The organism is Dyadobacter flavalbus, from assembly GCF_006149045.1.
In the GTDB taxonomy this organism is placed as follows: Bacteria; Bacteroidota; Bacteroidia; order Cytophagales; family Spirosomataceae; genus Dyadobacter; species Dyadobacter flavalbus.
Genome location: NZ_VBSN01000027.1, coordinates 944,977 through 968,058 on the forward strand (window position 1 = coordinate 944,977; position 23,082 = coordinate 968,058).

Sequence of the window (23,082 nt, forward strand, 5' to 3'; positions counted from 1 at the left end):
ATGAAAAAGTACTTAATCACTCTCATTCCGGTTGTATTGCTGGGTTGGCAACGTGGCCCGGTTCAGGAAAAAGCGCTGGTGAAAACCGGGACTGAAACTTCTGTCGATGAAGACATCAAGCCGGTTGCATCCCAGTATAAGGCTGAAGAGCTGACAACCCGGATTTTGTCCAGTTATCATTACAGAAAAACCAAGCTCAATGATTCCTTGTCAGCAGCAATTTACGACAAGTACATTGATGCAATCGATCACGGGAAGCTGTATTACCTTGCTTCCGACATTAATGAGTTTGACAAGTACAAAGATTCTTTTGACGATTATCTTCAGAAAAGAGAGTTGGATGTTCCTTTTCAGATTTATAACGTGTTCAGAAAACGCTTCAAGGAAAGAAGCGAATACATTCAGACATTGCTGAAAAAGCCGGAACCTTTCGACTATACGGTGGACGAATCCATGAACACCGATCGTGAAAAAGCGGCCTGGGCAAAAAGTGCAGATGAGCTGAACGATACATGGCGCAAGTACCTGAAAAGCGAAGCGCTTGACCTGAAACTGTCCGGAAAAGCGGATACTGCAGTTGTTTCAACATTGCGTGACCGTTACAAAAACCGTGACCGCGCGCTCGGAAGAATTCGTACGGAACAGGTTTTCCAGATGTTTATGAATGCTTATGCGGAATCCATGGACCCGCATACAAGTTATATGGCACCTACTTCGGCTGATCGTTTCAAGCAGGAAATAAGCCAGTCGCTGGAAGGAATCGGGGCAATTCTGCGTGAAGAAGACAATTACATCAAAATCGTAGAGGTAATTCCCGGCGGTCCGGCTTTCAAAGGCAAGCAGCTTAAGAAAGAAGACAAGATTGTGGCCGTTGCACAGGGTGATGAGGGTAAAATGGTTGATATCATCGGATGGTTTGTCGATGATGCCGTTAAGCTGATCAAAGGCCCGAAATCAACCGTAGTTCGTTTGCAGGTTATTTCTGCCGATGCAATTCCCGGATCTACGCCGAAAGAATACCGCCTGGTCCGTGAAAAAATCAAACTGGAAGAACAGCGTGCCAAAAGCGAGATCGTTTCAGTTACCAATGCCAACAAAGTTTACAAAATCGGTGTAATTGATGTTCCGTTGTTCTATCGTGATTTTGAAGGCGCACAGCATAAAGAAAAAGAATTTTCAAGCACGACGCGTGATGTTCAGAAACTGATCACGGAATTGCAGGCTTCCAACGTGGAAGGCATTGTCATTGACCTTCGTAACAACGGCGGCGGTTCTTTGACAGAAGCGGTTTCGCTTACCGGTTTGTTTATTAACAGAGGCCCGGTTGTTCAGGTAAAAGAAGGTCCCGGCGAAGTGGAAGTGCAATCCGATAACGATCCGAGTATTGCTTACGACGGCCCGCTGGCTGTTATGGTAAACCGTTTCAGTGCATCTGCATCCGAAATATTTGCAGCTGCCATTCAGGATTACAAACGCGGCATCATTGTTGGTGAACAGACTTACGGAAAAGGAACGGTACAAACGCTGATTGATCTGAATCAATGGGTTCCGAAAGAAACCGAACAGCTTGGACAAGTGAAGCTGACCGTTGCGAAATTTTACCGTATCAATGGAAGCAGCACCCAATTAAAAGGCGTGATGCCGGATATGGAACTGCCGACTGCTTTTAAAGTGAACGAGTATGGTGAAGGTTCGCAGCCAAGTGCATTGCCTTGGGATCAGATTGCTTCATCCAAGTACGAGCTGACCAATAACGTTAATCCGAAAATTGTTGATCAGCTTCGTGACAAATACAAGCAACGCCTAAAAACGGACGAAGAATTGAAAACGCTTGTAAAAACACTGGATGAGTTTAAGGAAGCGCGTGAAAACAAGGTTGTTTCTCTTCAGGAATCCAAGCGTAAGCTGGAACGTGACGAAGCCGAGAAAAAAAGAGCGGCGATGAAGCAGCTTGGTGAAGATACAACGGATGGAGACGAAGAAGAGACAGATTCCAAAACTGCCGAAGCACCTAAGGATAAAAAGAAGAAAGACGTTTATCTGACGGAAACTGGCCGTATTCTTGCGGATCTGATCGTATTGTCCAAGGAACCAAGTCTGGCCGGAGCCAAGAAAAAATAGTTAGTAACAAATAGGAATAAAAGCACGGGTTGGTTTCTGATCCGTGCTTTTTTATTTCCCGGTTTATTTATTGTTCAGTTCCAGCTTTGCAAAAAAGTCGTTGAACATGAGTTGAATATCCAGCTTGTCATACACCCGGATATTTCTTCCCGTATTATTGAACTGATACAAACCCTGATCATTGATTTTCGGTGCCGCTTTAAGAACATAATAACTCGAAGACGGATCGGCCTCAAAAGACGACTGCAGTGCAGTCAGCAGAACAAGCGGACTGTCGCCGAGAATGTAAGTTTCCCCGGTATTTACATATTTCACAATCCTCTGCATCAGGTTTTCAATAGCGCCGGCCAGGTATTTTCCGGTTTCTCCCTTGGGTTTTATCTTAAAAAGCAATTCCGAATAAGGTAAAAGCGCCTGTCTGTAAGCATTCCGCGGGACCTGCCACAATGCGATAGACGACTTGTTGAAAATAACTTTGGCTGCATGAATATCAATGCCGAGATTATATTCCAGCGGCGTATAGTTTGGCGGAGGATAGGCGAGGTCTGTATATTCCGGGCCACCGATCCAGACAAGCGTGATCTTTTTGGCAATTTCCGGATTCGTCAGGACGGCACTTGCAATTTCTGTCAGCCCGGCACCGCAAACAACGTATAACGGCAGTTTGGTGTCGGTTCTCAATGCTTCTTTGATAATGACATCGACGGCTTTGCTTTTCACAGGCACGCTGTCGGACGTCATGCCCGTATTTGATCCTGCAATGACCTGAATTTTGCTGCCGGGTTTAAGCATTTTAAGCAATTCAGAAGCTTTCGCGGCTGCATTGTCGGCCTGGGTTTTGGAGTTGTCAAAACCGTCGTCCGGCCTCAGGTGCGAGCCGATAATTGCACTGATTTCCACAGACGGAGAAAGCAAATGATGCGCAAGCTGGAACAAACCGTCCGGATCTCCGCTGAAATCATTGTCTATAATGACCCGCATGCGCGGTTGAACGAGTTCATTGTTAAAGACATTTCTGTTCTGGGCAAATCCCGTACAGGAAAATATGGCAGTAGTAATGATCAGGTTGAGAGCCGTTCTGATGTAAAGTTTTTTCATGCTTTACATTTCAGGGCTACGTAAATTCTCTTTTCTGATTTGCTTTTCGGGAACTTTGGCATATGTTCTTTTCATAAAAAATTTCCATTTCTTCCTTGCTTGCAAAGCCGAAGTGATTTGCAATTTTGTTCGCGGTATCTTTTGAAATATGAATTTTGCCGCTTTCAATTTTGCTGACGGATTGCTGTTTTACATTCAGCAGTTCGGCGATTTCATTTTGCTTGATGCCTCTCATCATCCGGATTGACCGCATTTTTTCATTAAATCCTGCCATTTAACAAGATAACTTTAAGTGTGTGAATGAACTTTTTGCAAAATAGGGTAAATACTTTCCAGCAGCAAGTTGTAAAATACAACTACTATTTATTCATCATGCAACTTAGCTGTTTTACAAAAAAATAAACCCACTCATAAAGCCGCCAGCAGCAAAAAAATAAATTAAAGATAAAATTTTAAATAAAGAATTGCTTGGACAGAATAAGGTAAGATTTTCAGCTCCTGAATTTTGCTCTTGATCAAATACTTATGTCAGAAAAGCTAACCGCCAAAAGCTAAACAGCTTTCAGGCAACATACACCGCTACAATCCGGAATACATTGCCTGAAACCCTGCATTATTCCCAGCCGCCGCCTAGTGAACGGTACAATTCAACCAAAGCGAGAAACTGTTCTTTCTGCACATTGGTGAGGTTAAGTTCTGCTTCCAGAACGCTTCGCTGCGCCGTAATTACTTCTAAGTAAGATGCATAGCCTGTAAGAAAAAGATCTTTGGACGTCGTTACGGCCTGTTGCAGCACATCTACTTCCTGTGTTTTCAGCGCTGCAATGCTTTTCGTATTATCAAGTTTTTTCAGACTGGTGCTTACTTCTTCAAACCCTCTTAATACGGTCATATTGTAGGCATACAATGCTTCCAGACTTGCTGCCTCCGATCTTCTTTGTGCTGCTTTGAGTGCTTTTCTGTTAAAAATAGGTGCTGCAAAGCCGCCAAGCGCATTGTAGGCAACCGAACCCGGCGAAAACAGCAATCTGCTTTTAAATGCATTGAAACCCAGCATGGCCGTAATGTTCAGCGAAGGTAAAAATGCCAGCTGCGCAGCCTGCTGATCCGAGTAATAAGCCATCATTTCCAGTTGTGCCTGCTGAATATCCGGCCGTCTTTTCAGCATGCCGGCAGGGATTCCGGCCTGTACGGATTCCGGGATAACCTGTTCAGCAACTTTATTTCTGGTTATTTTTTGAGGAAAACGGCCTAAAAGCAGGTTAAGATTGTTTTCGTATTCAACGATTCTTTGCTGCGTATTGAATTCAAGGCTTTGTGTATTCAGCAGCTGGGCGGCTAATTGTTGTACGCCGAGTTCATTGGCCCTTCCGCCTTCTTTCTGTATCCTGATTGTTTCCACCGCCGATTGCTGCAATGCAATGTTTTTACGAATGATATCCAGTTCAGTGTCGAGCGCTGTCAGTTCAAAATAAATACTTGCAATTTGCGCTATAAGTCCGGTTGTGATGGCATGTCTTGCCTTTTCTGTTGCCAGAAGGCGGTTGTAGGCAGCTTTTTTCTGCGTCTTCAGTTTACCCCAGATGTCAATTTCCCAGGTGCTCCGGAATCCTGCGAAGTAATCCGGCAGAAAAGGAGCGGGCAGCCGCCGGTCATTATCAATGTTTTCCGAAAAATTGGTATCATAATTTCCGACGCCGTCCATGGTGTAATCACCGAATTTTCTGCCTCCGCCGGAAACTTCTCCCGCAACTACGGGAAGCAAGGCGCCTTGTGCAAAAAGCATATTGGACCTTGCCATTTCAATCCGCTGAACAGCCATTTTCAGATCAAGATTGTTCTGAATAGCCGTATCGATCAGCGCAACCAAATGCGGATCGGTAAAAAACGATTTCCATGGTATGGAGCCAATGCCCGTTGAATCCGTCTGGCCGGAAAAAGATTTTGGCGTACTTATTCTGGAAGCATGCTCTACGGGCCGCATCAGTTTGCAGCCGGACATTGCAAGAAGCATTCCGAATAAAAGAATAGGATAAGTCCTTTTACAGGTTTTCATGATTATAAATCTGTTTGAAATAGGGCAGCCGGCTGTAATCCGGCCGGCTGCCTTGAAAAAAATCCCGAATCAGTCCAGCACGACTTCTTCTTCTTTCGCAACGGTTTGCTCTGCTTTTTTCCGATTTGCAAGGCCGGCAAAAAGAACGTATAACCCGGGAATGATAATCACACCGAACAAAGTGCCGATGAGCATTCCGCCGGCAGCAGCAGTTCCGATGGAGCGGTTTCCCATAGCACCGGCACCCGAAGCAATACAAAGCGGGATCAATCCGGCAATAAACGCAAAGGAAGTCATCAGGATCGGGCGCAAACGTTCTGTGGCGCCTTCCAGCGCAGCTTCCAGTATGGAGCGGCCTTCTTTCCGGCGTATGATGGCATATTCAACAATGAGAATTGCATTTTTACCCAGCAAACCAATCAGCATCACCAGCGAAACCTGTGCATAAATGTTATTTTCAAGGCCAAGAAGTTTCAGGGAAAGGAATGCGCCGAACACACCCGTAGGAAGCGACAGAATTACCGGTAACGGCAGCAAAAAGCTTTCATATTGTGCAGAAAGCAGTAAATACACGAAAATAAGGCATATCGCAAAGATGAATACTGCCTGGTTTCCGGACAGGATTTCTTCACGCGTCATTCCCGACCAGTCGTAAGTAAATCCTCTGGGCAGTTTTTCCTTTGCCACCCTTTCCACCGCTTTGATCGCATCACCGCTGCTGTAACCCGGCGCAGCATCACCGTTGATCATGGCAGAAGTGAACATGTTGTAACGTGTCAGCAATTCAGGGCCGTAAACTCTTTCCAGACGGATAAAAGTGGAGAAAGGAACCATTTCGTCCCGGTCATTTTTGACATAAAGTTTCAGGATGTCTTCCGGGTTTTTTCTCGATTCCGGGTCCGCCTGCACCATGACTTTATACATTTGCCCGAAACGGATAAAATTGGAAGCGTAAAAACTTCCGACAAGCGTCTGCAGCGTACTCATGGCTTTATCAATGGAAACGCCTTTCTTGGCCGCAATGTCCGAATCCACATGGATCAGATACTGAGGAAAATTGGCGTCGAAGCTGCTGAACGCACTTCCGATTTCAGGTGCATCCGACAATGCCTTGACGAACTCGTTTGTGATGGCTGCCGTTTTCTGAAGATCATCGCTTCCCGTTCTGTCCTGAACCCTTAATTCAAAACCGCTTGAATTTCCGAATCCGGGAACTGTCGGCGGAGGAAAAAACTGGATATCAGCATCCGTAATGTGTTTCGTTTTCTCTTCCAGCTCCTTGATAAGGTCATTAACGGAAACAGTACGTTTATCCCAAGGTTTCAGGTTCACCATAGCCATTCCGTACGATGCACCGGCCGATTCGGTCATCAGACTGTAACCGGACAAAGTAGTTACGGATTCTACAGGTTCCAGCTTCTGCGCCACTTTCTGAATATCATCCAGAACCGTTTCCGTACGTTCAACCGTTGCGCCGACAGGCGTTGTTACGTTCACATAAAGCATTCCCTGATCTTCCGTCGGGATAAAACCCGTTGGCAGGATTGTGTTTATGCCCCATGTTCCAATGCAAAAGGCAAGTAGCAGGCCAATTGTAATCGCTCTGCGGTTTGCAATGACGGAAAGCAGGTTTCTGTATTTTGATGAAACCGTATCATAACCATTATTGAACTTTCGGAAAAAACGGTTGAGAAATGTATCTTTAACAGGCTGGCCATGCGTATTTTTCAGCATCAGCGCGCACAATGCCGGCGTAAGCGTAAGCGCGTTGATACCCGAAATAACAATGGAAATAGCGAGTGTTACAGAAAACTGTCTGTAAAAAATCCCGACCGGCCCGGACATGAAGGCCACGGGTACAAACACTGCAGACATAACGAGCGTGATGGCAACAATGGCGCCGCTCATTTCTTTCATGGCTTCAATCGTTGCGGGCATGGCATCCAGATGCTTTTCGGCCATTTTTGCATGCACAGCCTCCACGACGACAATGGCATTATCCACTACAATTCCGATGGCGAGTACCAATGCAAAAAGCGTAAGCAAGTTGATTGAAAACCCGAAAAGCTGCATGAAAGCAAAGGTTCCTACCAATGCAACCGGAACGGCAAGCGCCGGGATGAGCGTGGAGCGGAAATCCTGTAAAAACAGGTATACAATAAGAATTACAAGGATAAATGCTTCAATCAAAGTTCTTACCACTTCATGAATGGAAGCATCCAGAAAGCGGGAAACGTCGTAGGAAATGGTGTAATCCATCCCCGGCGGAAAAGCCGACTCTTTCAGCTCGGCGACTCTTTTCTTGACATTGGCAATCACATCCTGTGCGTTGGAGCCCGGCCGCTGCTTCATCATAATCGATGCCGAAGGCCGTCCGTCCGACTTGGAGCTCATGTTATAGTTCAGCGTTCCGAATTCAACGTCGGCCACATCTTTGAGTTTAAGCATGGAACCGTCGGCATTGGCGCGGATGACAATGTTTTCATACTGCGCCGGCTCGAAAAGCTTTCCGGTGTATTTCAGTACATATTGCAGCATCTGCGTGCTTTTTCCCGAACTTACACCCGTTTTGCCCGGTGCTGCTTCCACATTCTGATCGCGGATCGCCTGCACGACTTCATCTGCAGACACGTTGTAACTGATCATTCTTTCGGGTTTCAGCCAAACGCGCATGGAGTAATCCTTGCTGCCCATGATTTCGGCGCGGCCTACGCCGTCAATCCTTTTTAATTCTGCAAGAATGTTGATATCGGCAAAGTTGTATACGAAATCTTCACCGACGGTTGTATCCGAACTCATAATATCCAGATACATCAGCATGCTGTTTACTTCCTTTTCCGTCGTAACGCCGGCTTTGATTACTTCTTCCGGAAGTTCGTCAATGACAGTTTGTACACGGTTTTGTACGTTCACCGCTGCAAGGTCCGGATCGGTACCGACTTCGAATGAAATATTGATCAGCGTAACGCCGTCATTGCTTGAAACGGAGGACATGTAAGTCATTCCGGGAACCCCGTTGATGGCTCTTTCCAGCGGAATGGCAACGGCTTTTGCACATACTTCGGCATTTGCACCGGTATAGCGGGCCGTTACGACAACGGATGGCGGAACGATATCGGGAAACTGCGAAACGGGTAGGCCGACAAGCGCGAAAAGCCCTAAAAGTGTTATAAAAAGAGATATGACCAGTGACAGCACCGGCCTTTCAATGAAAGTCTTGAACATGATTTTAATTTCAGGTGAACACTGAGATAAAGGCTTTTACCGTGCGCTGAGCGCCACTTTTTCATTTACAGCGCCAAGGCTGTCCATGGAAATGGCTTTCGGTGAAATGGTAGCGCCGTCTTTAAGCCCCTGAACGCCTTCACAAACAATGGTTTCACCGGATTTCAGTCCCGACTTTACGATATAGAAATTGTCAAATCGGGATCGCGGAACAAAGCTTCTGGTTTTGACTTTGTTGTTTTTATCCATGACATAAACAAAGCTTTTATCCTGAATTTCAAACGTTGCTTTCTGCGGGATCAGAATGGCGTTGTCAACCGTGTTCGTCAGGCGAATGGTGCCGGTGGAACCGTGTTTAAGCAGCTTTTCAGGATTGGAAAAGCGCGCGCGGAATGCAATGGAACCCGTTCCTTCGTCAAAAGCGCCTTCCATTGTCTCAATCGTACCTTTGTGTTTGAAAAAAGAGCCGTCTGCAAGTTCCAGCTCAACGACCGTATGGCCATTGCTGGCTTTTCCTCGGGCCTTTACATATTCAAGGTATTCGTTTTCGGAAACATTGAAGTAAGCAAATACATTTTTGGTATCAGAAAGCGTCGTCAGCAGCGTTCCTTCATCAATAAGGCTTCCTGCTTTATACGGAATGCGGTCGATAATGCCGTCAAAAGGCGCCTTGATCTGGGTTTGGGCAAGATGAATGGAAGCTTTGGACTTTTCGGAACGGGCTTCTTCAATCCTTGCATTTACGGCCGCCAGCTTGGCTTCCGCCACTTCCACTTCGGTTTTGGAAATCACATTTTTTTCAGCGAGCAATCTGACCCTTTTCAGTTCCAGTTCTGCGCCTTTGGCTTCTGCAATGGCGCTCTGAAGATTGGCTTTTGCCTTTGCCAGTTGTGCCTCGTATTCTTCATTGTTGATCCGGAACAATGTCTGCCCTTTTTTAACTTCCTTGCCTTCGTCCACATATACTTCCTCCAGATAACCTTTTACTCTGGCATATATCTCAACGTTCTTGATGGCATGGATATCGCCGACATATTCTCTGTGCAGTTCCGTTTTCTGAGGTTTCAGCTCTGTAACCGGAATGGTCAGAATACTGTCTTGTTTGGCGGATGTACTTTCATTTTTTGATGCGCAGCCATAAGCCAGCATACTGATCGCAGCTAACAGCGACCAAGGAAGATTTTTCATAAATAAGTAGATAACAGGGTGGTTATTGGCAACTGGATACATGCTTGTTCTCTCGATCCTGCCAAACGAATCGATTGCATAGGAAAATTCGAAAGACTGTCATGCCGAAAAGCCATGAAAATCTTTGCCGTTGTCTTTCAGGAAAACGGGATTCAGAAGTATATGAAGGAAATTGATTAAAAGGGGCAGAGGCGATGAAGAAAGCTGTAATAATCCGGAAGCGTCAGCAGTCCTTTATTTACAACAGTCAGCTTTACCGATTCCCGGATGATTCTGGAAATGCGGGCAAAATTGTAGTTCAGGCAATAATGGGAAACAATGCTCTGAAACCTGTAAGTAGCATGCCGGTGACGAAGCAGATCCGACAGGCTTTCTTTCCACTCGAATTCGTCGGCCCTGACAATTGCATTTTTCTTGCAAATTGTCTCGTCAACGATGATAATGCACTCCGGAGATTCTGCTGTTTCAACGGTAAAAGGTGAAAATCCGTTTAATTTCGAATCCAGCATACACGCGGCCTGCGACTGTTGCGAAAACAGCGAAACGGCCAGGATTTGTGCAAGGCAGAAAAACAATACAAAAGTTCTTTTTATCATGATACTGACTAAAATCAGGTCATTAAAAATTCATACTTTTATAATGAATTCAAGAATGAATGGAATTATTGGAACGAAATTGTGATATTAAACCGTAATAATCCAAATGTAACAATTCAAATGTAAAATCCAAATTCCGTTACTTGTTAATAACTGTTAACCAATTTCATTCTGTACTGGTTTGTATCAAATTCCAAAGCTCTTTTATTGCACGTTTTTATAAAGCATTTTTACATTTCCGGCAACATCGGTATTTGAAAAATAATAAATGCATGGGTATTGAACCGATAAGAACAAAAAGGTTTGTCCTGACCAAAATGACAGCGGCGGATGGCGACAAGTATTTCAGGATCAGCAACAATGCCAACGTAATGAAATATGTGACCGGTTATTCGCTCAGCCGCAGCGAATCCGATGAAATGCTGAAAGGTTTTCTGGCAGAGTATGGAAGCGATACGTATCTGGGAAGATATCTGATCGAAAGTCTGGAAAATGGTGAACTGATCGGCGCGGCAAAGCTCGACAGGATCGGTTCGGAAATTGAAATCGGTTACAGGGTGGTGGAAGAGCAGTGGGGAAAGGGAATTGCGACGGAAATAGCAGGCGGACTGATCCGTTTTGCAAGAAAAAAACTGAATCCCAGCAAAGTCATTGCATTTGTCAATGTTCATAATTCCGCTTCCATCCGCGTTCTTGAAAAGGCCGGAATGATGAACGTGGAAACGATTGAAGATCTGGACGAGGTGAAATACAAGTTTGTTTATTTTCCCCGGATCAGTAAGCTGCTGAGGAAAATAGCCGGCGTTTTTTCAGGGTTGTTGCCAGGTGCGTAATTTGGAAAATCAATTTCAGCAAAGTCATTTTACTGTTCTTCCAGAAGCGATTCCCCTTCGGAAAAATCGCCGGATGTCCACTGCCACTTTTCATGCATTCGCAATTTTCCGTCCGCAAGCTGCTCCGGAGTTGAGCGGCAGATGCCGGTTGTAATTTCACCTTTGTCGTTTACCTGATGATAACGCATGTCCAGGTTCCCGTTTTCGTCTGCAATGGCAATCAGGTGTCCGGTCTTTATTCTTCCGCCCGAGTAAGTTGAAGTAACGATATTGCCGCTTTGCTTATAAACAAAATGCATTTCAAGATCCACTTCTCCGTTTTCGGAATTGGAAAGCGGCCTGAAAACCCTGTTGTTGTAATTGATCATCCGTTATTGTTTAAAGTTGGTTTATGGTATAATTTTCTTCCCGGCAAATATTCAGGATTCTGAAAGCCAGTAGCTAAAAGCCAGCAGCCAAAAGCTATTGGGCATTTTTACAGTGCTCATGTGTTTTTGGTTGAAAGGTTGTAAATTTAAGCGAGTGCGGCAGTCATATACAAACAAATTCTCCTGAACGGCTTCAATGACTAACACATCTTTTCATCATTGCGGCGGATCATTAAAGTTCAAGGTAATATTTTATGAAATTTATATTTTTGAATTCTCTTTAATACATTTGAGTTAATATATAATTAATAAAAATTTCAGAATGCCGGCTGTGTTCAGCGTTGCAGCAGTGCATTAAAAAAGACAGCATTTGTTCAGATGTATTGGAACAGGCTTTATCAGCGTTGAATTCAGGAATCCATTATAGTCGCTTACTTTTTACTTAGTTTCTGACATGAAATTAGTACCCATAGAGAAACGCAGCGGACTTACCCGCGAAGAGTTTATTGAAAATTATCTGAAGCCAAGTCGTCCCGTTGTTTTTACCGATCTGGCAAAAGACTGGCCGGCGGTTCAGAAATGGACTTTTGAGTGGCTTCGCGAAAACCACGGGAATATTGACGTCCCTCTGGTGGATAACCATATGCATGATGCGGACAAATATTTCCAGATTGCCAAGACGATGAAGTTCGGGGATTATCTGAACCTTATTCAGGGCGGCCCGACCGACCTGCGCATTTTTCTTTTTGATATTTTCAAAAAAGCGCCGGAGCTTGTCAATGACATTCGTTTTCCGACCATTATGGACGGCTTTTTGAAATCGTACAAGTTTGTCTTTTTCGGCGGCCAGGGTTCCATTACAAGCCTGCATTATGACATGGATTGCTCCAATGTGTTCCTGACGCAGTTTCAGACGCGCAAGCAGGTCATTCTGTTTTCGCCCGAAGAAAGCCGTCGTTTGTATCATCACCCGTTCACGGTCATGAGCAAAGTGGATCCGATCAATCCGGATTATGAACGTTTTCCTGCACTGAAAGGAGCAGTCGGCCATGAGACAACGCTTTTCCACGGAGAAACCATTTTTATTCCTTCATTGTGGTGGCATTACATCCGGTATATAGACGGCGGTTTCAGCCTTGCATTGCGGGCGAACAATTCCATATTTACGGCTGTACGCGGCGGAATGAACCTTGTTCGCCATACCTTCGTGGATAAAAGCATGACCAAACTTCTTGGCCTGGACTGGCAGCACTGGAAAGAAAGAAAAGCAGTTGAAAATGCAAAGGAAGTTCTGACGGAACAGGCGTAAAGCATTTTTATTTATACATTGAAATAGCCTTGTACACTGCGTACAAGGCTATTTTGCTATTGTATAAATAATTTTTTCTGATCAATTCTTTTCTGTTGATCCTGAAAATGAAAGTCGATGCTTGCCGATGTAATGATTTGCAAATACGGCTTTCGGGTTGATGTTGGCAAGGGTTTTATATTTACTTTCCTGTCGGTTTTATACGAACTTGTTTTGGAGGAACTGTTGTTAACAACAGATACCAAAATGCCTGTTGCGCAGACCAATGTTTTTAGCTAAATGATCCGTTATAAATCGAGGTTTCAGGTTTTGAAAGATCAGGCAAATTCTATCTGCAAAATGAGCAAAGGGCCGGTTTGTAAAAAAGAACGGCCCGGTTTCTGCCTTGAAAAAGAATTGCTGCCTGCAATGCGTTATATATTGAATGCTTTATAATTACTATGGATTTCGAACTTACTTCTGAATATAAACCGACCGGAGATCAGCCGGAAGCAATCAGCCAGCTTGTACTGGGCATTGAATCCGGCGAGCCTGCACAGACTTTGCTGGGTGTAACGGGTTCCGGAAAGACATTTACGGTTGCAAATGTAGTTGCGCAGGTCAAAAGGCCGACCTTGGTTTTAAGTCATAATAAAACGCTGGCCGCTCAGCTTTACGGCGAGTTCAAACAGTTTTTTCCCAAGAATGCCGTAGAATATTTTATCAGTTACTACGATTATTACCAGCCGGAAGCATTTATTTCGACTACAAACACGTACATAGAAAAAGACCTGCTGATCAATCAGGAAATTGATAAGTTACGTTTGCACACCGTTTCTTCTTTAATGAGCGGCAGGCGCGATGTGCTTGTCGTTGCTTCTGTCTCCTGTATATACGGTGCAGGAAATCCGAATGAGTATAAAAAGAGCATTGTCAGTACCAAAGTCGGCGATGTTGTAAGCAGAAACCAGTTTTTGTTCAGGCTGGTTGAAATCCTTTACAGTCGTACCGAAGTGGAATTTAACCGCGGAACTTTCCGTGTAAAAGGGGATACCGTTGATATTTATCCGGGTTATGCGGATTTTGCTTACCGGATTGTATTCTTCGGAGACGAGATCGAGGAAATACAGCGGATAGAGCCCGAAACGGGGAAAAAGATTTCTTCCGAGCGTGCAGTCGCCATTTTTCCTGCAAACCTTTTTGTAACCGGAAGAGATGTTCTGACACAGTCAATCAAGGAAATTCAGGATGATCTTGCACTGCAGATCGAATATTTTATAAAAGAAGGAAGGCTTGCCGAAGCCGAACGCGTTAAAGAGCGTACGGAATTTGACATGGAAATGATGCGGGAACTGGGTTACTGCTCCGGAATCGAAAACTACTCACGTTACTTTGACCGCCGTCTGCCGGGACAACGTCCTTTTTGTCTGCTTGATTATTTTCCTGAAGATTTCCTGATGGTTGTGGATGAAAGTCATGTAACTATGCCGCAGATCCGGGCCATGTGGGGCGGAGACAGATCCAGAAAAGAATCGCTTGTGGAATACGGGTTCCGTCTGCCTTCCGCCTTAGACAATCGCCCGCTTACTTTTCAGGAATTTGAAGATATGACGCCGCAGACCATATTTGTAAGCGCAACGCCGGCTGATTACGAACTGAGAAAGTCCGAAGGTGTAGTTGTAGAACAGATTATCCGGCCGACAGGCTTGCTTGATCCGGAAATTGAAGTGCGGCCAAGTCTGAACCAGATCGATGATCTGCTGGATGAAACCACTCAGCGGATCAAACAGGGCGACCGGGTGCTGATTACGACCTTGACCAAAAGAATGGCCGAGGAATTGAGCAAATATCTGGATAAGGTAGGGATCAAATGCCGTTACATACATTCGGAAGTAAAAGCGCTTGACCGGGTCGAGATCCTTCGTGAACTTCGTCTGGGCGTTTTTGATGTACTTGTCGGTGTGAATTTGCTTCGTGAAGGGCTTGATTTGCCGGAAGTCTCGCTTGTGGCCATTATGGATGCTGATAAAGAAGGTTTTCTGAGAGATACAAGATCCATGATCCAGACTATCGGCCGTGCTGCCCGGAATGACCGTGGAAAAGTAATCATGTATGCCGATGTCATTACAGGATCCATGCAGCAGGCCATAGATGAAACCAATCGCCGCCGCAGAATTCAGATGGAGTATAACGCAGAAAATGGCATTACGCCAAAAACCATCCTGAAGTCTCGAGAGGCGATTATGGAACAGACTTCGGTTGCAGATTCCAAAGTCCGCAAAGTGTATGTGGAGCCGGAAGAAGTAAGGATTGCCGCAGATCCAGTGGTTCAGTATATGGGCAAAAACGACCTGCAGAAGCTGATTTCGGAAACACAGCGGAAAATGGAAGCAGCCGCAAGAGAACTCGACTTCCTGGAAGCAGCAAGGTTAAGGGATGAATTGCTGCAGCTAAAAGACCGCGTGAAGGAGAAGGTGTAAGGTAATTGGAACCGGAAATCGTTATTATCTTTTATCTTTATTAAAATTTAAAACATGCTATGATCAGAACATTAATGGTGCCGGACAATCAGGATATTTCGATTCAACTTCCTGAACCTTATATTGGTAAGCAAGTAGAAATTATCGCCTTTACCATTAATGATGCAACAGAGGAATTACGGGTACAGGATAAAACCTTAACACATTATGCAAGCCAGAAAGCATTGGCAAAAGATTGGCTGAATACTGAAGAAGATCAGGCATGGCAAAATTTGTAAAAGGTGAAGTTGTAATCATTCCATTTCCGTTCTCTGACTTAACCGGTTCTAAAAAAAGGCCGGCTCTTGTACTTTCTGATCTGGATGGAGATGATACTTCACAAAATTCCAGAGATAAATTTGCCGTTTCGCTGACTTCATCGGATTTTGTTTCGGGTTCGTTGCCTGTCGACAGCTTTATCCGGCCAAGTTGTACTTTTACGGCGGATAAAGATATTATTATCCGTAAAGCAGGATTGATAAATTCATCTAAAATCAATGCTGTAATTCAGAAAATCATAGATATAATTAAATAGCAAGAGCTGTTAATTGCTTAGTTCGCAGCAATTAACAGCTCCAATGCTTCTTGCCAGTTATTCACCCGTTTGTGCCTGTCAACATTAACATTATGGCTTGCGGTAAATAGTATGGGTGTTCCTTTGCAAAAATCCAGATTTTTTAAATGATCGTCTATCAGATAATCCGTGTCAATGATTCTTTTGTCGCCGCAGAAAACAATATTTTTCCAGGAAATAGACGGGAAATGTTCATGAAGCCAGTCATATTTTTCCGGAAGCGAATTAGGGAATTCCATGGCAGCAGATACAATGTAAATATCAAAGTTTTCCTGCAGTTTGATGAGTGCTTCCTGCGCGCCGGGTACAATGGGCGCATGCCGGAAAAATCCCGGCTGATATAACAGCCTCCGCGCTGCAACCGGATCCGGGAAAGCTTCATCTTCCGGCTTTCCATGCAAATCCTGCTTTGTGACTTTTACTCCGTATTCCTTGTAATACAAGTTAATCCAGTTGCTTTCAATGTCAGCAATGACATTGTCCATATCAATGGCAATTGACTTCCGCATATGTTTATAACAGTTATTGTGCTGTAATTTGCAGTAAATGTATGTAAGTTTTGCAATATCCTGCAATATTTATTTGCAATTAATTACTAATTTTGCATAAAACAGAATATTTATGCTGAAAGAAGAACGATTCCGGTTAATTTTGGACAGGCTGGTGCATGATCAAAAAGTATACCTGGCAGGATTAAGCACATTACTGAATGTTTCGGAAGATACAATCCGTCGGGATATAAAGGAGCTGGCGGAACAGGGACTTTTAAAATCTGTAAGAGGAGGAGCTGTTCCGCATTCGCCTGGCCCTCATCGCTTTAAAGACAGGATATTGCATGATACCGAGCAAAAACAGATTATCGCAAAAAAAGCACTTGAATTTCTGAAAGACGACCAGGTTGTAATTTTTGATGGAGGAACTTCAGCCGTACTTGTTGCACAACTGTTGCCAAAAGACGTTCATCTTACGGTAGTTACGAACAGCTTTCCCGTCGCCACTTTGCTGGAAGAACATGAGCATGTGGAAGTTTTGTTTGCAGGCGGACGCTTGTTGAAAAATTCCTTTGTCACGATCGGAAATGATACGATCCAGTTTCTTAAAAAGTTCAGGGCGGATATTTGTCTCCTCGGAATTTGCAGCATCCATGCCGAGTTAGGCGTCACCAGCCCGAATTTCGAAGAAAGCGAAGTAAAAAGAGTGATGATCGAATCTTCAAAGGAAATCATCGCGCTGGCTACCGTTGAAAAACTGGAAACAGCAGAAGCCTATTATGTATGTCCGACTGATCGATTATCTGTCATTATAACCGACCAGCTAGCTGAGGATGAAGCATTTAAAGTATATACTGAACTGGGAATAAAGATGGCTTAAAGCTTTTTATCTGTTTCTTCAATCTTAAACAAACTTTCATCCACCGATTTTACATCCATATTGATAGCATTTGCAAAGCCAAGCATAAAAGCAATAATTAGTCTTCGCAGCCATTTTTTTGTGTATTGCAATATTTTAATGTAGTTCATTTTCCTTGATTTATAGTATAAAATCCAACTTCGGATATTGTAAACAAGATTTTGAAGCGCGCAGGATAATCTGTTTTCCGGCAGGATTGCAGGGAAATAAAGCCATTGATTATCAGGCGAATTTTATATTAAATAAGGAAAATAGAAGTGTCTTTCTGTGAAAGAGATCTGCTGCGGAAATGCTGATTGCAAATGGATTTTAAGGAAATAATGAAGTTGGGATAAATACTGCTTTTCGGAGGAAAGTAGTTATGAAGCTTTAATGAAAATTGCTTTAATGCAAGTAACTGCGTGTTTTTGCAATAAAACGAAATGATTGCTGCCGCCTTTGAGGTAAATCCGGAAAGTTGCGGTTTGTATTTTAAGTGCTTAGAGGAAGTGGTGAATATATGAACTTCTTCAATTCTATAAGTATAGCGCAAATCGTTATTTTCCCGGGGTAGTGCGATTCCGGTAAGTAACAAAGCCATAAACAACCAATTGAAAATGGTTTTTTGGCCAGTTATATGTTGTATTAAGTTCATCCTTGAATATAAGCCAAATATCTTGCAATAAAGTGATTACAAGAAGTTCAGTTATCTAGCGTTCATCCGTATTGCACCGTCGAGCCGGATTACTTCTCCGTTGAGCATCGGATTTTCAACGATGGATTTTACAAGCAATGCATATTCGGATGGGCGGCCAAGGCGGGAAGGAAACGGAATTTGTTGACCGAGTGAAATGCGGGCTTCTTCCGGCAATCCAAGCAACAATGGCGTTTCAAATAATCCCGGCGCAATGGCCATTACGCGGATGCCGGATTTTGCAAGATCTCGTGCGACAGGCAAAGTCATGCTGACAATTCCACCTTTGCTCGCAGCGTAGGCAACTTGTCCCATTTGTCCGTCGTAGGCTGCTATGGAAGCTGTATTGATGATTATGCCGCGTTCGCCGTTTTCATTGGGTTCATTCTTTTCCATGGCAAATGCAGTCAGGCGCATGACGTTGAATGTTCCGGTCAGATTTATGCGGATTGTTTTTTCGAAAATGGCTAAGGAATGCGGACCGTAAACACCATCGTTCTTTCCGATGATTTTGCGGGCAGGAGCAATGCCGGCGCAGTTGACCGTTATATGAAGCGCACCAAAGATTTCAATTGTTTTTTCAACAGCCTGCTGAACATCCTGCTCGGAAGATACATCTGTTTTAAAAAATTTTAACTGGCCTGAAAATTCAGCTTCCAGCTTTTCACCTGCTTCCTGATTAACATCCAGAATGGCAACTTTGGCACCTTCCTGTATAAACAACCTTGCAGTGGCTTCTCCCAGGCCGGAAGCGCCGCCGGTAATCAGGGCTGTGGCGTTCTGAAGTTGCATGCGGGAAAGTGTTATTTTCTCAAAAGATGTTCAGGAAGCGGATGTTTTTCAAAAAACGCACGTGCTTTTTCCGTTTTCTTTAATACGACCGGATGTTGCGACAAATCCGGAATAGAGTCATCTATTATAACTTTATGTAACAGGTTTTCGATTAATGTTTTTTTGTCCGCTATTTTCATGTTTCCTGGCTTTTTTTACTAATCTATAAAATTTCTTGATATCAAAAAACCTTCAAAATTCATGTTTGTTTCAAATGGAACCCACAAGTCATTGTAGTAGCCAGAAACAGTAATACAATGATTCAGTGAAAATAAAACTTTGTTATTGCAATCTGGTATAAACGTGTTCGGGAAGAGGTATTGCCGGTAAGAAAAATTCGGCGATCAGGATAATCGTTAAGAAATTCAATCATAATTCTCATTACAGTTGCCAGAATTTCAGGCATATCCCCGTTGTCTGTAACTGAATCATCCACGTAATCTTGCGTTAAAGGATCAAAGTCCAGTAACGCAAGATTGTAGATGTTATCTGTAATCAAAGAAAAAGCAACTGCCTTTTCGAACGTACCACGTTTTACGGTACTTTGAAAATGAAAACTGTTATTCTGTTCATTCCGACTGAAAGTATAAGCCTCATAATGCATTACGAAACCACTTCGATCTTTACTTTCAGAAGGAATTCGTCCATTTCAATTTCGGTTGCTTCGCCGTTCAGATCGCTTGTCAGATTCAGGTCCAGTGCCTGTACTTCCTGACAAATATATTCCTTGTTGGCGTTTACAGCACTGGCAAGCAAGCCGTCATTGTTTTGTAAAGTAATCTTTATTTTGTCTGTTACTTCAAAACCGCTGTCTTTACGTAGATTTTGAACGCGGTTAACGAAATCACGGGCGATTCCTTCCAGACGAAGTTCATCTGTTACAGTAATATCTAGTGCAACGGTCAACCCGCCTTCGCTGGCAACCAGCCATCCCGGAACGTCTTCTGCAATGATTTCAACATCAGATACAGCAATGTCAACCGGCGAAGAAGCAGTATTCAGACTGATTGATCCGTTTCTTTCGATTTCCTTTATTTCGGTTTCCGTCATTGCAGAAATGGCAGCGGCAACTTCTTTCATTTTAGGCCCGAACTTGGGTCCGAGCGTTTTGAAATTCGGCTTTATTTTCTTTTTCAGGATTCCGCTGTCGTCATGAACAAACTCGATGTTCTTCACATTGACTTCCGTTAAAATAATGGAAGTAACCTGTTCAATCTGACGCTTTGTATTGTCATTTAAAACCGGGATCAGAATTTTGGATAAAGGCTGACGCACTTTGATCTTGTGTCCTTTGCGGATGGAGTGAACCAGAGAACTGATTGTCTGCGCCAGTTCCATGGATGTTTCAAGATCCAGATCTATTGCTTCTTCCTCGATTTTCGGCCAGTAAGTAAGGTGTACCGAATCAAATTTATAAGCAGTATTATTTGCAACTGACGCCTGACGATCTCCGTCCGTCAGGTTTTTATACAGCCATTCGCCAAAAAACGGTGCAATCGGCGACATCAGCTGCGCAACGGTTACAAGGCAATGCTCCAGAGTTTCGTACGCTGCCTGTTTGTCTTCAGTCAATCCGCTGCCTTGTCCCTGCGACGGGTTCCAGAAACGGCGGCGGTTTAGCCGGATATACCAGTTTGAAAGCTGATCCGTAACAAAATCCTGCACAAGCCGTCCTGCTTTTGTCGGATTGTAATCATCGAATTGTTCACCGACTTCTTTAACCAGCGTATTCAGTTTGGATAAAATCCAGCGGTCCAGCTCCGTACGTTTTTCAAGCGCAACGGTTTCATTGCCCGAACCAAATTCATATCCGTCCAGATTGGCGTATAAAGCAAAGAAATTATAGGTATTCACCAGCGTTCCGAAAAATTTCCGCTGAACTTCACCGATTCCGTCAATATTGAATTTAAGGTTATCCCAGGGTTCGGCATTGGTAATCATATACCATCTTGTCGCATCAGGGCCGTACTGAGAAAGCGTTGAGAACGGATCCACTGCGTTTCCCAGACGTTTTGACATCTTATTGCCGTTCTTGTCCAGAACAAGGCCGGTCGAAACTACATTTTTAAATGCCACGGAATCAAACAGCATACCGGCAATGGCGTGCAAAGTAAAAAACCAGCCCCGGGTTTGATCCACACCTTCAGAAATAAAATCGGCCGGAAAACTTTGATTGAACGTATCCTGACTTTCAAACGGATAATGCCATTGTGCATAAGGCATGGCGCCCGAGTCAAACCATACGTCGATCAGATCCGGCTCGCGGTGCATGACGTTGCCTTTTTTGGAAACCAGTACAATATCATCCACATACGGACGGTGCAAATCAAAATCGCCGTTCTCCAGTTTCAGCAGATAATCGGAGTTTCTGGCTGACTGCTCCCTGTTCAGATGGCCGGAAAGCAGTGCTTCTTCCAGCAGATCTTTCAATTCTTCGATAGAACCGACACAAACTTCATCGCCGTGTTCGCTGCGCCAGATCGGCAGAGGCGTGCCCCAGTAACGTGAGCGTGACAAGTTCCAGTCCACCAGATTTTCAAGCCAGTTTCCGAAACGGCCGGTTCCGGTACTTTCCGGTTTCCAGTTAATGGTTTTGTTCAGTTCAACAAGCTTGTCTTTAACCGCAGTCGTTTTTATAAACCAGCTGTCCAGCGGGTAATACAAAACCGGCTTGTCCGTACGCCAGCAATGCGGGTAAGGGTGCTCATATTTCTCAACCTTGAAAGCTTTTCCTTCTTCTTTCAGCTTGATGGCGATCATTACGTCCGTTGCCCTGAATTCCGGGTCATTCTGTTCTTCTTCGGAGTAATATTCCGGTTTTACAAAACGGCCTGCATAGTCTGTTATTTCTTTTACAAAACGTCCGCGGCGATCTACGATAGGCACTTCTTTGCCCGAATCATCCTTTACCATAATGGCAGGAATTCCGTTGGCCTGCGCTACCCGGAAGTCGTCTGCACCGAAAGTAGGCGACGTATGCACAACACCCGTTCCGTCTTCTGTCGTTACAAAATCACCCAGAATGACCCGGAAAGCAGGTTTTTCAGGCTGGATATAAGGCATCAGCTGTTCGTATTGAACGCCTTCCAGTTCTTTTCCTTTGAACTCTTCCAGAATAGTCCACGGAAGCAGTTTTTTGTCGCTCGCTTCATACTCTTCAAAACCGTTGTCCTTGCCTTTGTCCGAAAAGTATTTTCCGATCAGATCTTTTGCAAGAACTACTGCAACCGGCTCGTGCGTGTACGGATTAAATGTTTTTACCAGTACATAAGTGATGTTTCCGCCCACTGTCAGCGCGGAGTTCGCAGGAAGCGTCCACGGCGTTGTCGTCCATGCAAGAATGCGGATATCCAGATCGGAATATTTTTCAAAAATCGTGTAAGTTCCGGCAGATTGCACCTTGAACATGGCCACGATTGTGGTATCCTTTACATCCTTGTAAGTTCCCGGCATGTTCAGCTCATGCGACGAAAGTCCTGTTCCGGCGGCCGGCGAATAGGGCTGAATCGTATAGCCTTTGTAAAGCAAGCCTTTGTCGTACAGCTTTTTAAGCAGGTTCCATAAACTTTCTATGTACTCGCTTTTATAGGTTATATACGGATCGTCGAGATCTACCCAGTAACCCATTTTTTCAGTCAGGTCATTCCACTGATCTGTGAATTTCATGACCGTCTGGCGGCATCTTTCATTGTATTCGGCAACGGTAATGGTCCTGCCGATATCTTCTTTTGTAATGCCCAGTTCTTTTTCAACCTGCAGTTCCACAGGCAGTCCGTGCGTATCCCAGCCGCCTTTGCGTTTTACCTGAAATCCCTGTAAAGTTTTATAGCGGCAGAAAATATCCTTGATTGCACGTGCCATCACATGGTGAATGCCAGGCGCGCCGTTAGCCGATGGCGGACCTTCATAAAAGGTAAATGTCGGAGCACCTTCGCGCGTTTCGACCGATGCTTCGAATATCTTTTTATCTTTCCAGAACTGCAGTACTTCGTCTCCGATTTTAGGATAACTCAGATTTTTATATTCGTTGTATTTCATATTGCTTTTGGCCTCCAGCTTCTGGCTTTTAGCCCTGTAATGTAATTTCAATATATAGATAAAACCCGTTTTGGATTTCAAGAGTGCAAAATTACGCATTTTTTTTCTGCCAAAAGGATGCTATGCACTTCATGCATGTAAAAGCTAATTTCCTGTTTCAGCGGCAGTACCTTGCAGCTTGTGGGCCGGAATGTATTTTCAACTTTGCAGCAGTTCGTATATAAACCGTCAGAATTTCTTGTTTTTATAAATGTTCGCGTTACC

General features: G+C 44.1%; 20 protein-coding genes. 7 read left to right on the plus strand and 13 right to left on the minus strand.

Translation table 11 applies throughout. The features are described 5' to 3' along the window. Positions 1-2,121 carry a carboxy terminal-processing peptidase gene (locus tag FEM33_RS09170; RefSeq protein ID WP_139011722.1) on the plus strand — a complete coding sequence of 707 codons (2,121 nt, stop codon included), beginning with the start codon at positions 1-3 and terminating at the stop codon, positions 2,119-2,121. Positions 2,122-2,184: 63 nt separating this feature from the next. On the opposite strand, the gene FEM33_RS09175 is transcribed toward FEM33_RS09170, so the two are convergent. The 6 genes from FEM33_RS09175 to FEM33_RS09200 form a co-directional block, all read right to left on the minus strand. Further along, positions 2,185-3,219, minus strand: a complete 1,035-nt coding sequence (locus FEM33_RS09175) for a nucleoside hydrolase (protein ID WP_139011723.1) — start codon at positions 3,217-3,219, stop codon at positions 2,185-2,187. Positions 3,220-3,235: 16 nt separating this feature from the next. Then, a complete protein-coding gene (locus FEM33_RS09180) occupies positions 3,236-3,493 on the minus strand; it encodes a helix-turn-helix domain-containing protein (RefSeq protein ID WP_139011724.1) in 258 nt (85 codons plus the stop codon). Positions 3,494-3,832: 339 nt separating this feature from the next. Further along, positions 3,833-5,275, minus strand: coding sequence for a TolC family protein (locus tag FEM33_RS09185; protein ID WP_139011725.1), 1,443 nt, complete (start codon positions 5,273-5,275; stop codon positions 3,833-3,835). Between the two features lie 69 nt (positions 5,276-5,344). Further along, entirely contained in the window at positions 5,345-8,500 is a 3,156-nt protein-coding gene (locus tag FEM33_RS09190) for an efflux RND transporter permease subunit (RefSeq protein WP_139011726.1), read from the minus strand. A gap of 36 nt (positions 8,501-8,536) precedes the next feature. Then, positions 8,537-9,688: an efflux RND transporter periplasmic adaptor subunit gene (locus FEM33_RS09195; RefSeq protein WP_139011727.1), complete on the minus strand. Its 1,152-nt coding sequence runs from the start codon at positions 9,686-9,688 to the stop codon at positions 8,537-8,539. Positions 9,689-9,864: 176 nt separating this feature from the next. Further along, entirely contained in the window at positions 9,865-10,284 is a 420-nt protein-coding gene (locus FEM33_RS09200; RefSeq protein ID WP_139011728.1) for a hypothetical protein, read from the minus strand. A 272-nt stretch (positions 10,285-10,556) separates the two neighbouring features. Between FEM33_RS09200 and FEM33_RS09205 the strand changes: the two genes are divergently transcribed. Continuing rightward, positions 10,557-11,117, plus strand: a complete 561-nt coding sequence (locus tag FEM33_RS09205; RefSeq protein ID WP_139011729.1) for a GNAT family N-acetyltransferase — start codon at positions 10,557-10,559, stop codon at positions 11,115-11,117. Between the two features lie 29 nt (positions 11,118-11,146). Here FEM33_RS09205 and FEM33_RS09210 read toward each other — a convergent pair whose 3' ends face one another. Continuing rightward, complete coding sequence (locus tag FEM33_RS09210; RefSeq protein ID WP_139011730.1) at positions 11,147-11,485, minus strand: avidin-fold protein; 339 nt, start codon at positions 11,483-11,485, stop codon at positions 11,147-11,149. A gap of 454 nt (positions 11,486-11,939) precedes the next feature. Between FEM33_RS09210 and FEM33_RS09215 the strand changes: the two genes are divergently transcribed. The 4 genes from FEM33_RS09215 to FEM33_RS09230 all read left to right on the plus strand — a co-directional run bounded on the left by FEM33_RS09215 (position 11,940) and on the right by FEM33_RS09230 (position 15,827). Then, positions 11,940-12,794, plus strand: a complete 855-nt coding sequence (locus FEM33_RS09215) for a cupin-like domain-containing protein (protein ID WP_139011731.1) — start codon at positions 11,940-11,942, stop codon at positions 12,792-12,794. 440 nt (positions 12,795-13,234) lie between these two features. Beyond that, positions 13,235-15,253 carry an excinuclease ABC subunit UvrB gene (gene uvrB / locus FEM33_RS09220; protein ID WP_139011732.1) on the plus strand — a complete coding sequence of 673 codons (2,019 nt, stop codon included), beginning with the start codon at positions 13,235-13,237 and terminating at the stop codon, positions 15,251-15,253. Positions 15,254-15,312: 59 nt separating this feature from the next. Beyond that, positions 15,313-15,531, plus strand: coding sequence for a DUF2281 domain-containing protein (locus FEM33_RS09225; protein WP_139011733.1), 219 nt, complete (start codon positions 15,313-15,315; stop codon positions 15,529-15,531). Continuing rightward, the gene (locus tag FEM33_RS09230) at positions 15,516-15,827 is read left to right on the plus strand and encodes a type II toxin-antitoxin system PemK/MazF family toxin (protein WP_139011734.1); all 312 of its coding nucleotides are present in this window, start codon (positions 15,516-15,518) and stop codon (positions 15,825-15,827) included. The genes FEM33_RS09225 and FEM33_RS09230 overlap by 16 nt, the downstream gene beginning before the upstream one ends. Before the next feature lie 17 nt (positions 15,828-15,844). Here FEM33_RS09230 and FEM33_RS09235 read toward each other — a convergent pair whose 3' ends face one another. After that, positions 15,845-16,375: a 5' nucleotidase, NT5C type gene (locus tag FEM33_RS09235; RefSeq protein WP_139011735.1), complete on the minus strand. Its 531-nt coding sequence runs from the start codon at positions 16,373-16,375 to the stop codon at positions 15,845-15,847. A 112-nt stretch (positions 16,376-16,487) separates the two neighbouring features. On the opposite strand from FEM33_RS09235, the gene FEM33_RS09240 reads away from it, so the two are divergent. After that, positions 16,488-17,237, plus strand: coding sequence for a DeoR/GlpR family DNA-binding transcription regulator (locus FEM33_RS09240; RefSeq protein ID WP_139011736.1), 750 nt, complete (start codon positions 16,488-16,490; stop codon positions 17,235-17,237). On the opposite strand, the gene FEM33_RS26300 is transcribed toward FEM33_RS09240, so the two are convergent. The 5 genes from FEM33_RS26300 to ileS form a co-directional block, all read right to left on the minus strand. Next, positions 17,234-17,386 (minus strand): hypothetical protein, encoded by a 153-nt coding sequence (locus tag FEM33_RS26300; protein WP_161597087.1) that lies wholly within the window; start codon positions 17,384-17,386, stop codon positions 17,234-17,236. The genes FEM33_RS09240 and FEM33_RS26300 overlap by 4 nt on opposite strands. A gap of 575 nt (positions 17,387-17,961) precedes the next feature. Further along, positions 17,962-18,741, minus strand: coding sequence for a 3-hydroxyacyl-CoA dehydrogenase (locus FEM33_RS09245; protein WP_139011737.1), 780 nt, complete (start codon positions 18,739-18,741; stop codon positions 17,962-17,964). Positions 18,742-18,752: 11 nt separating this feature from the next. Next, positions 18,753-18,920: a hypothetical protein gene (locus tag FEM33_RS26305; protein ID WP_161597088.1), complete on the minus strand. Its 168-nt coding sequence runs from the start codon at positions 18,918-18,920 to the stop codon at positions 18,753-18,755. A gap of 122 nt (positions 18,921-19,042) precedes the next feature. Continuing rightward, positions 19,043-19,384 carry a DUF6934 family protein gene (locus tag FEM33_RS26990; protein WP_374756422.1) on the minus strand — a complete coding sequence of 114 codons (342 nt, stop codon included), beginning with the start codon at positions 19,382-19,384 and terminating at the stop codon, positions 19,043-19,045. Beyond that, the gene (gene ileS / locus FEM33_RS09250) at positions 19,384-22,818 is read right to left on the minus strand and encodes an isoleucine--tRNA ligase (RefSeq protein WP_139011831.1); all 3,435 of its coding nucleotides are present in this window, start codon (positions 22,816-22,818) and stop codon (positions 19,384-19,386) included. Before ileS ends, FEM33_RS26990 begins: the two co-directional genes overlap by 1 nt. Between the last annotated feature and the right edge of the window lie 264 nt (positions 22,819-23,082).

Bases quoted from the DNA above. Each gene is read 5' to 3' on its own strand.
- FEM33_RS09170 (WP_139011722.1), top strand. From the start codon at position 1: ATGAAAAAGTACTTAATCACTCTCATTCCGGTTGTATTGCTGGGTTGG.
- FEM33_RS09175 (WP_139011723.1), bottom strand. From the start codon at position 3,219: ATGAAAAAACTTTACATCAGAACGGCTCTCAACCTGATCATTACTACT.
- FEM33_RS09180 (WP_139011724.1), bottom strand. From the start codon at position 3,493: ATGGCAGGATTTAATGAAAAAATGCGGTCAATCCGGATGATGAGAGGC.
- FEM33_RS09185 (WP_139011725.1), bottom strand. From the start codon at position 5,275: ATGAAAACCTGTAAAAGGACTTATCCTATTCTTTTATTCGGAATGCTT.
- FEM33_RS09190 (WP_139011726.1), bottom strand. From the start codon at position 8,500: ATGTTCAAGACTTTCATTGAAAGGCCGGTGCTGTCACTGGTCATATCT.
- FEM33_RS09195 (WP_139011727.1), bottom strand. From the start codon at position 9,688: ATGAAAAATCTTCCTTGGTCGCTGTTAGCTGCGATCAGTATGCTGGCT.
- FEM33_RS09200 (WP_139011728.1), bottom strand. From the start codon at position 10,284: ATGATAAAAAGAACTTTTGTATTGTTTTTCTGCCTTGCACAAATCCTG.
- FEM33_RS09205 (WP_139011729.1), top strand. From the start codon at position 10,557: ATGGGTATTGAACCGATAAGAACAAAAAGGTTTGTCCTGACCAAAATG.
- FEM33_RS09210 (WP_139011730.1), bottom strand. From the start codon at position 11,485: ATGATCAATTACAACAACAGGGTTTTCAGGCCGCTTTCCAATTCCGAA.
- FEM33_RS09215 (WP_139011731.1), top strand. From the start codon at position 11,940: ATGAAATTAGTACCCATAGAGAAACGCAGCGGACTTACCCGCGAAGAG.
- uvrB (WP_139011732.1), top strand. From the start codon at position 13,235: ATGGATTTCGAACTTACTTCTGAATATAAACCGACCGGAGATCAGCCG.
- FEM33_RS09225 (WP_139011733.1), top strand. From the start codon at position 15,313: ATGATCAGAACATTAATGGTGCCGGACAATCAGGATATTTCGATTCAA.
- FEM33_RS09230 (WP_139011734.1), top strand. From the start codon at position 15,516: ATGGCAAAATTTGTAAAAGGTGAAGTTGTAATCATTCCATTTCCGTTC.
- FEM33_RS09235 (WP_139011735.1), bottom strand. From the start codon at position 16,375: ATGCGGAAGTCAATTGCCATTGATATGGACAATGTCATTGCTGACATT.
- FEM33_RS09240 (WP_139011736.1), top strand. From the start codon at position 16,488: ATGCTGAAAGAAGAACGATTCCGGTTAATTTTGGACAGGCTGGTGCAT.
- FEM33_RS26300 (WP_161597087.1), bottom strand. From the start codon at position 17,386: ATGAACTACATTAAAATATTGCAATACACAAAAAAATGGCTGCGAAGA.
- FEM33_RS09245 (WP_139011737.1), bottom strand. From the start codon at position 18,741: ATGCAACTTCAGAACGCCACAGCCCTGATTACCGGCGGCGCTTCCGGC.
- FEM33_RS26305 (WP_161597088.1), bottom strand. From the start codon at position 18,920: ATGAAAATAGCGGACAAAAAAACATTAATCGAAAACCTGTTACATAAA.
- FEM33_RS26990 (WP_374756422.1), bottom strand. From the start codon at position 19,384: ATGCATTATGAGGCTTATACTTTCAGTCGGAATGAACAGAATAACAGT.
- ileS (WP_139011831.1), bottom strand. From the start codon at position 22,818: ATGAAATACAACGAATATAAAAATCTGAGTTATCCTAAAATCGGAGAC.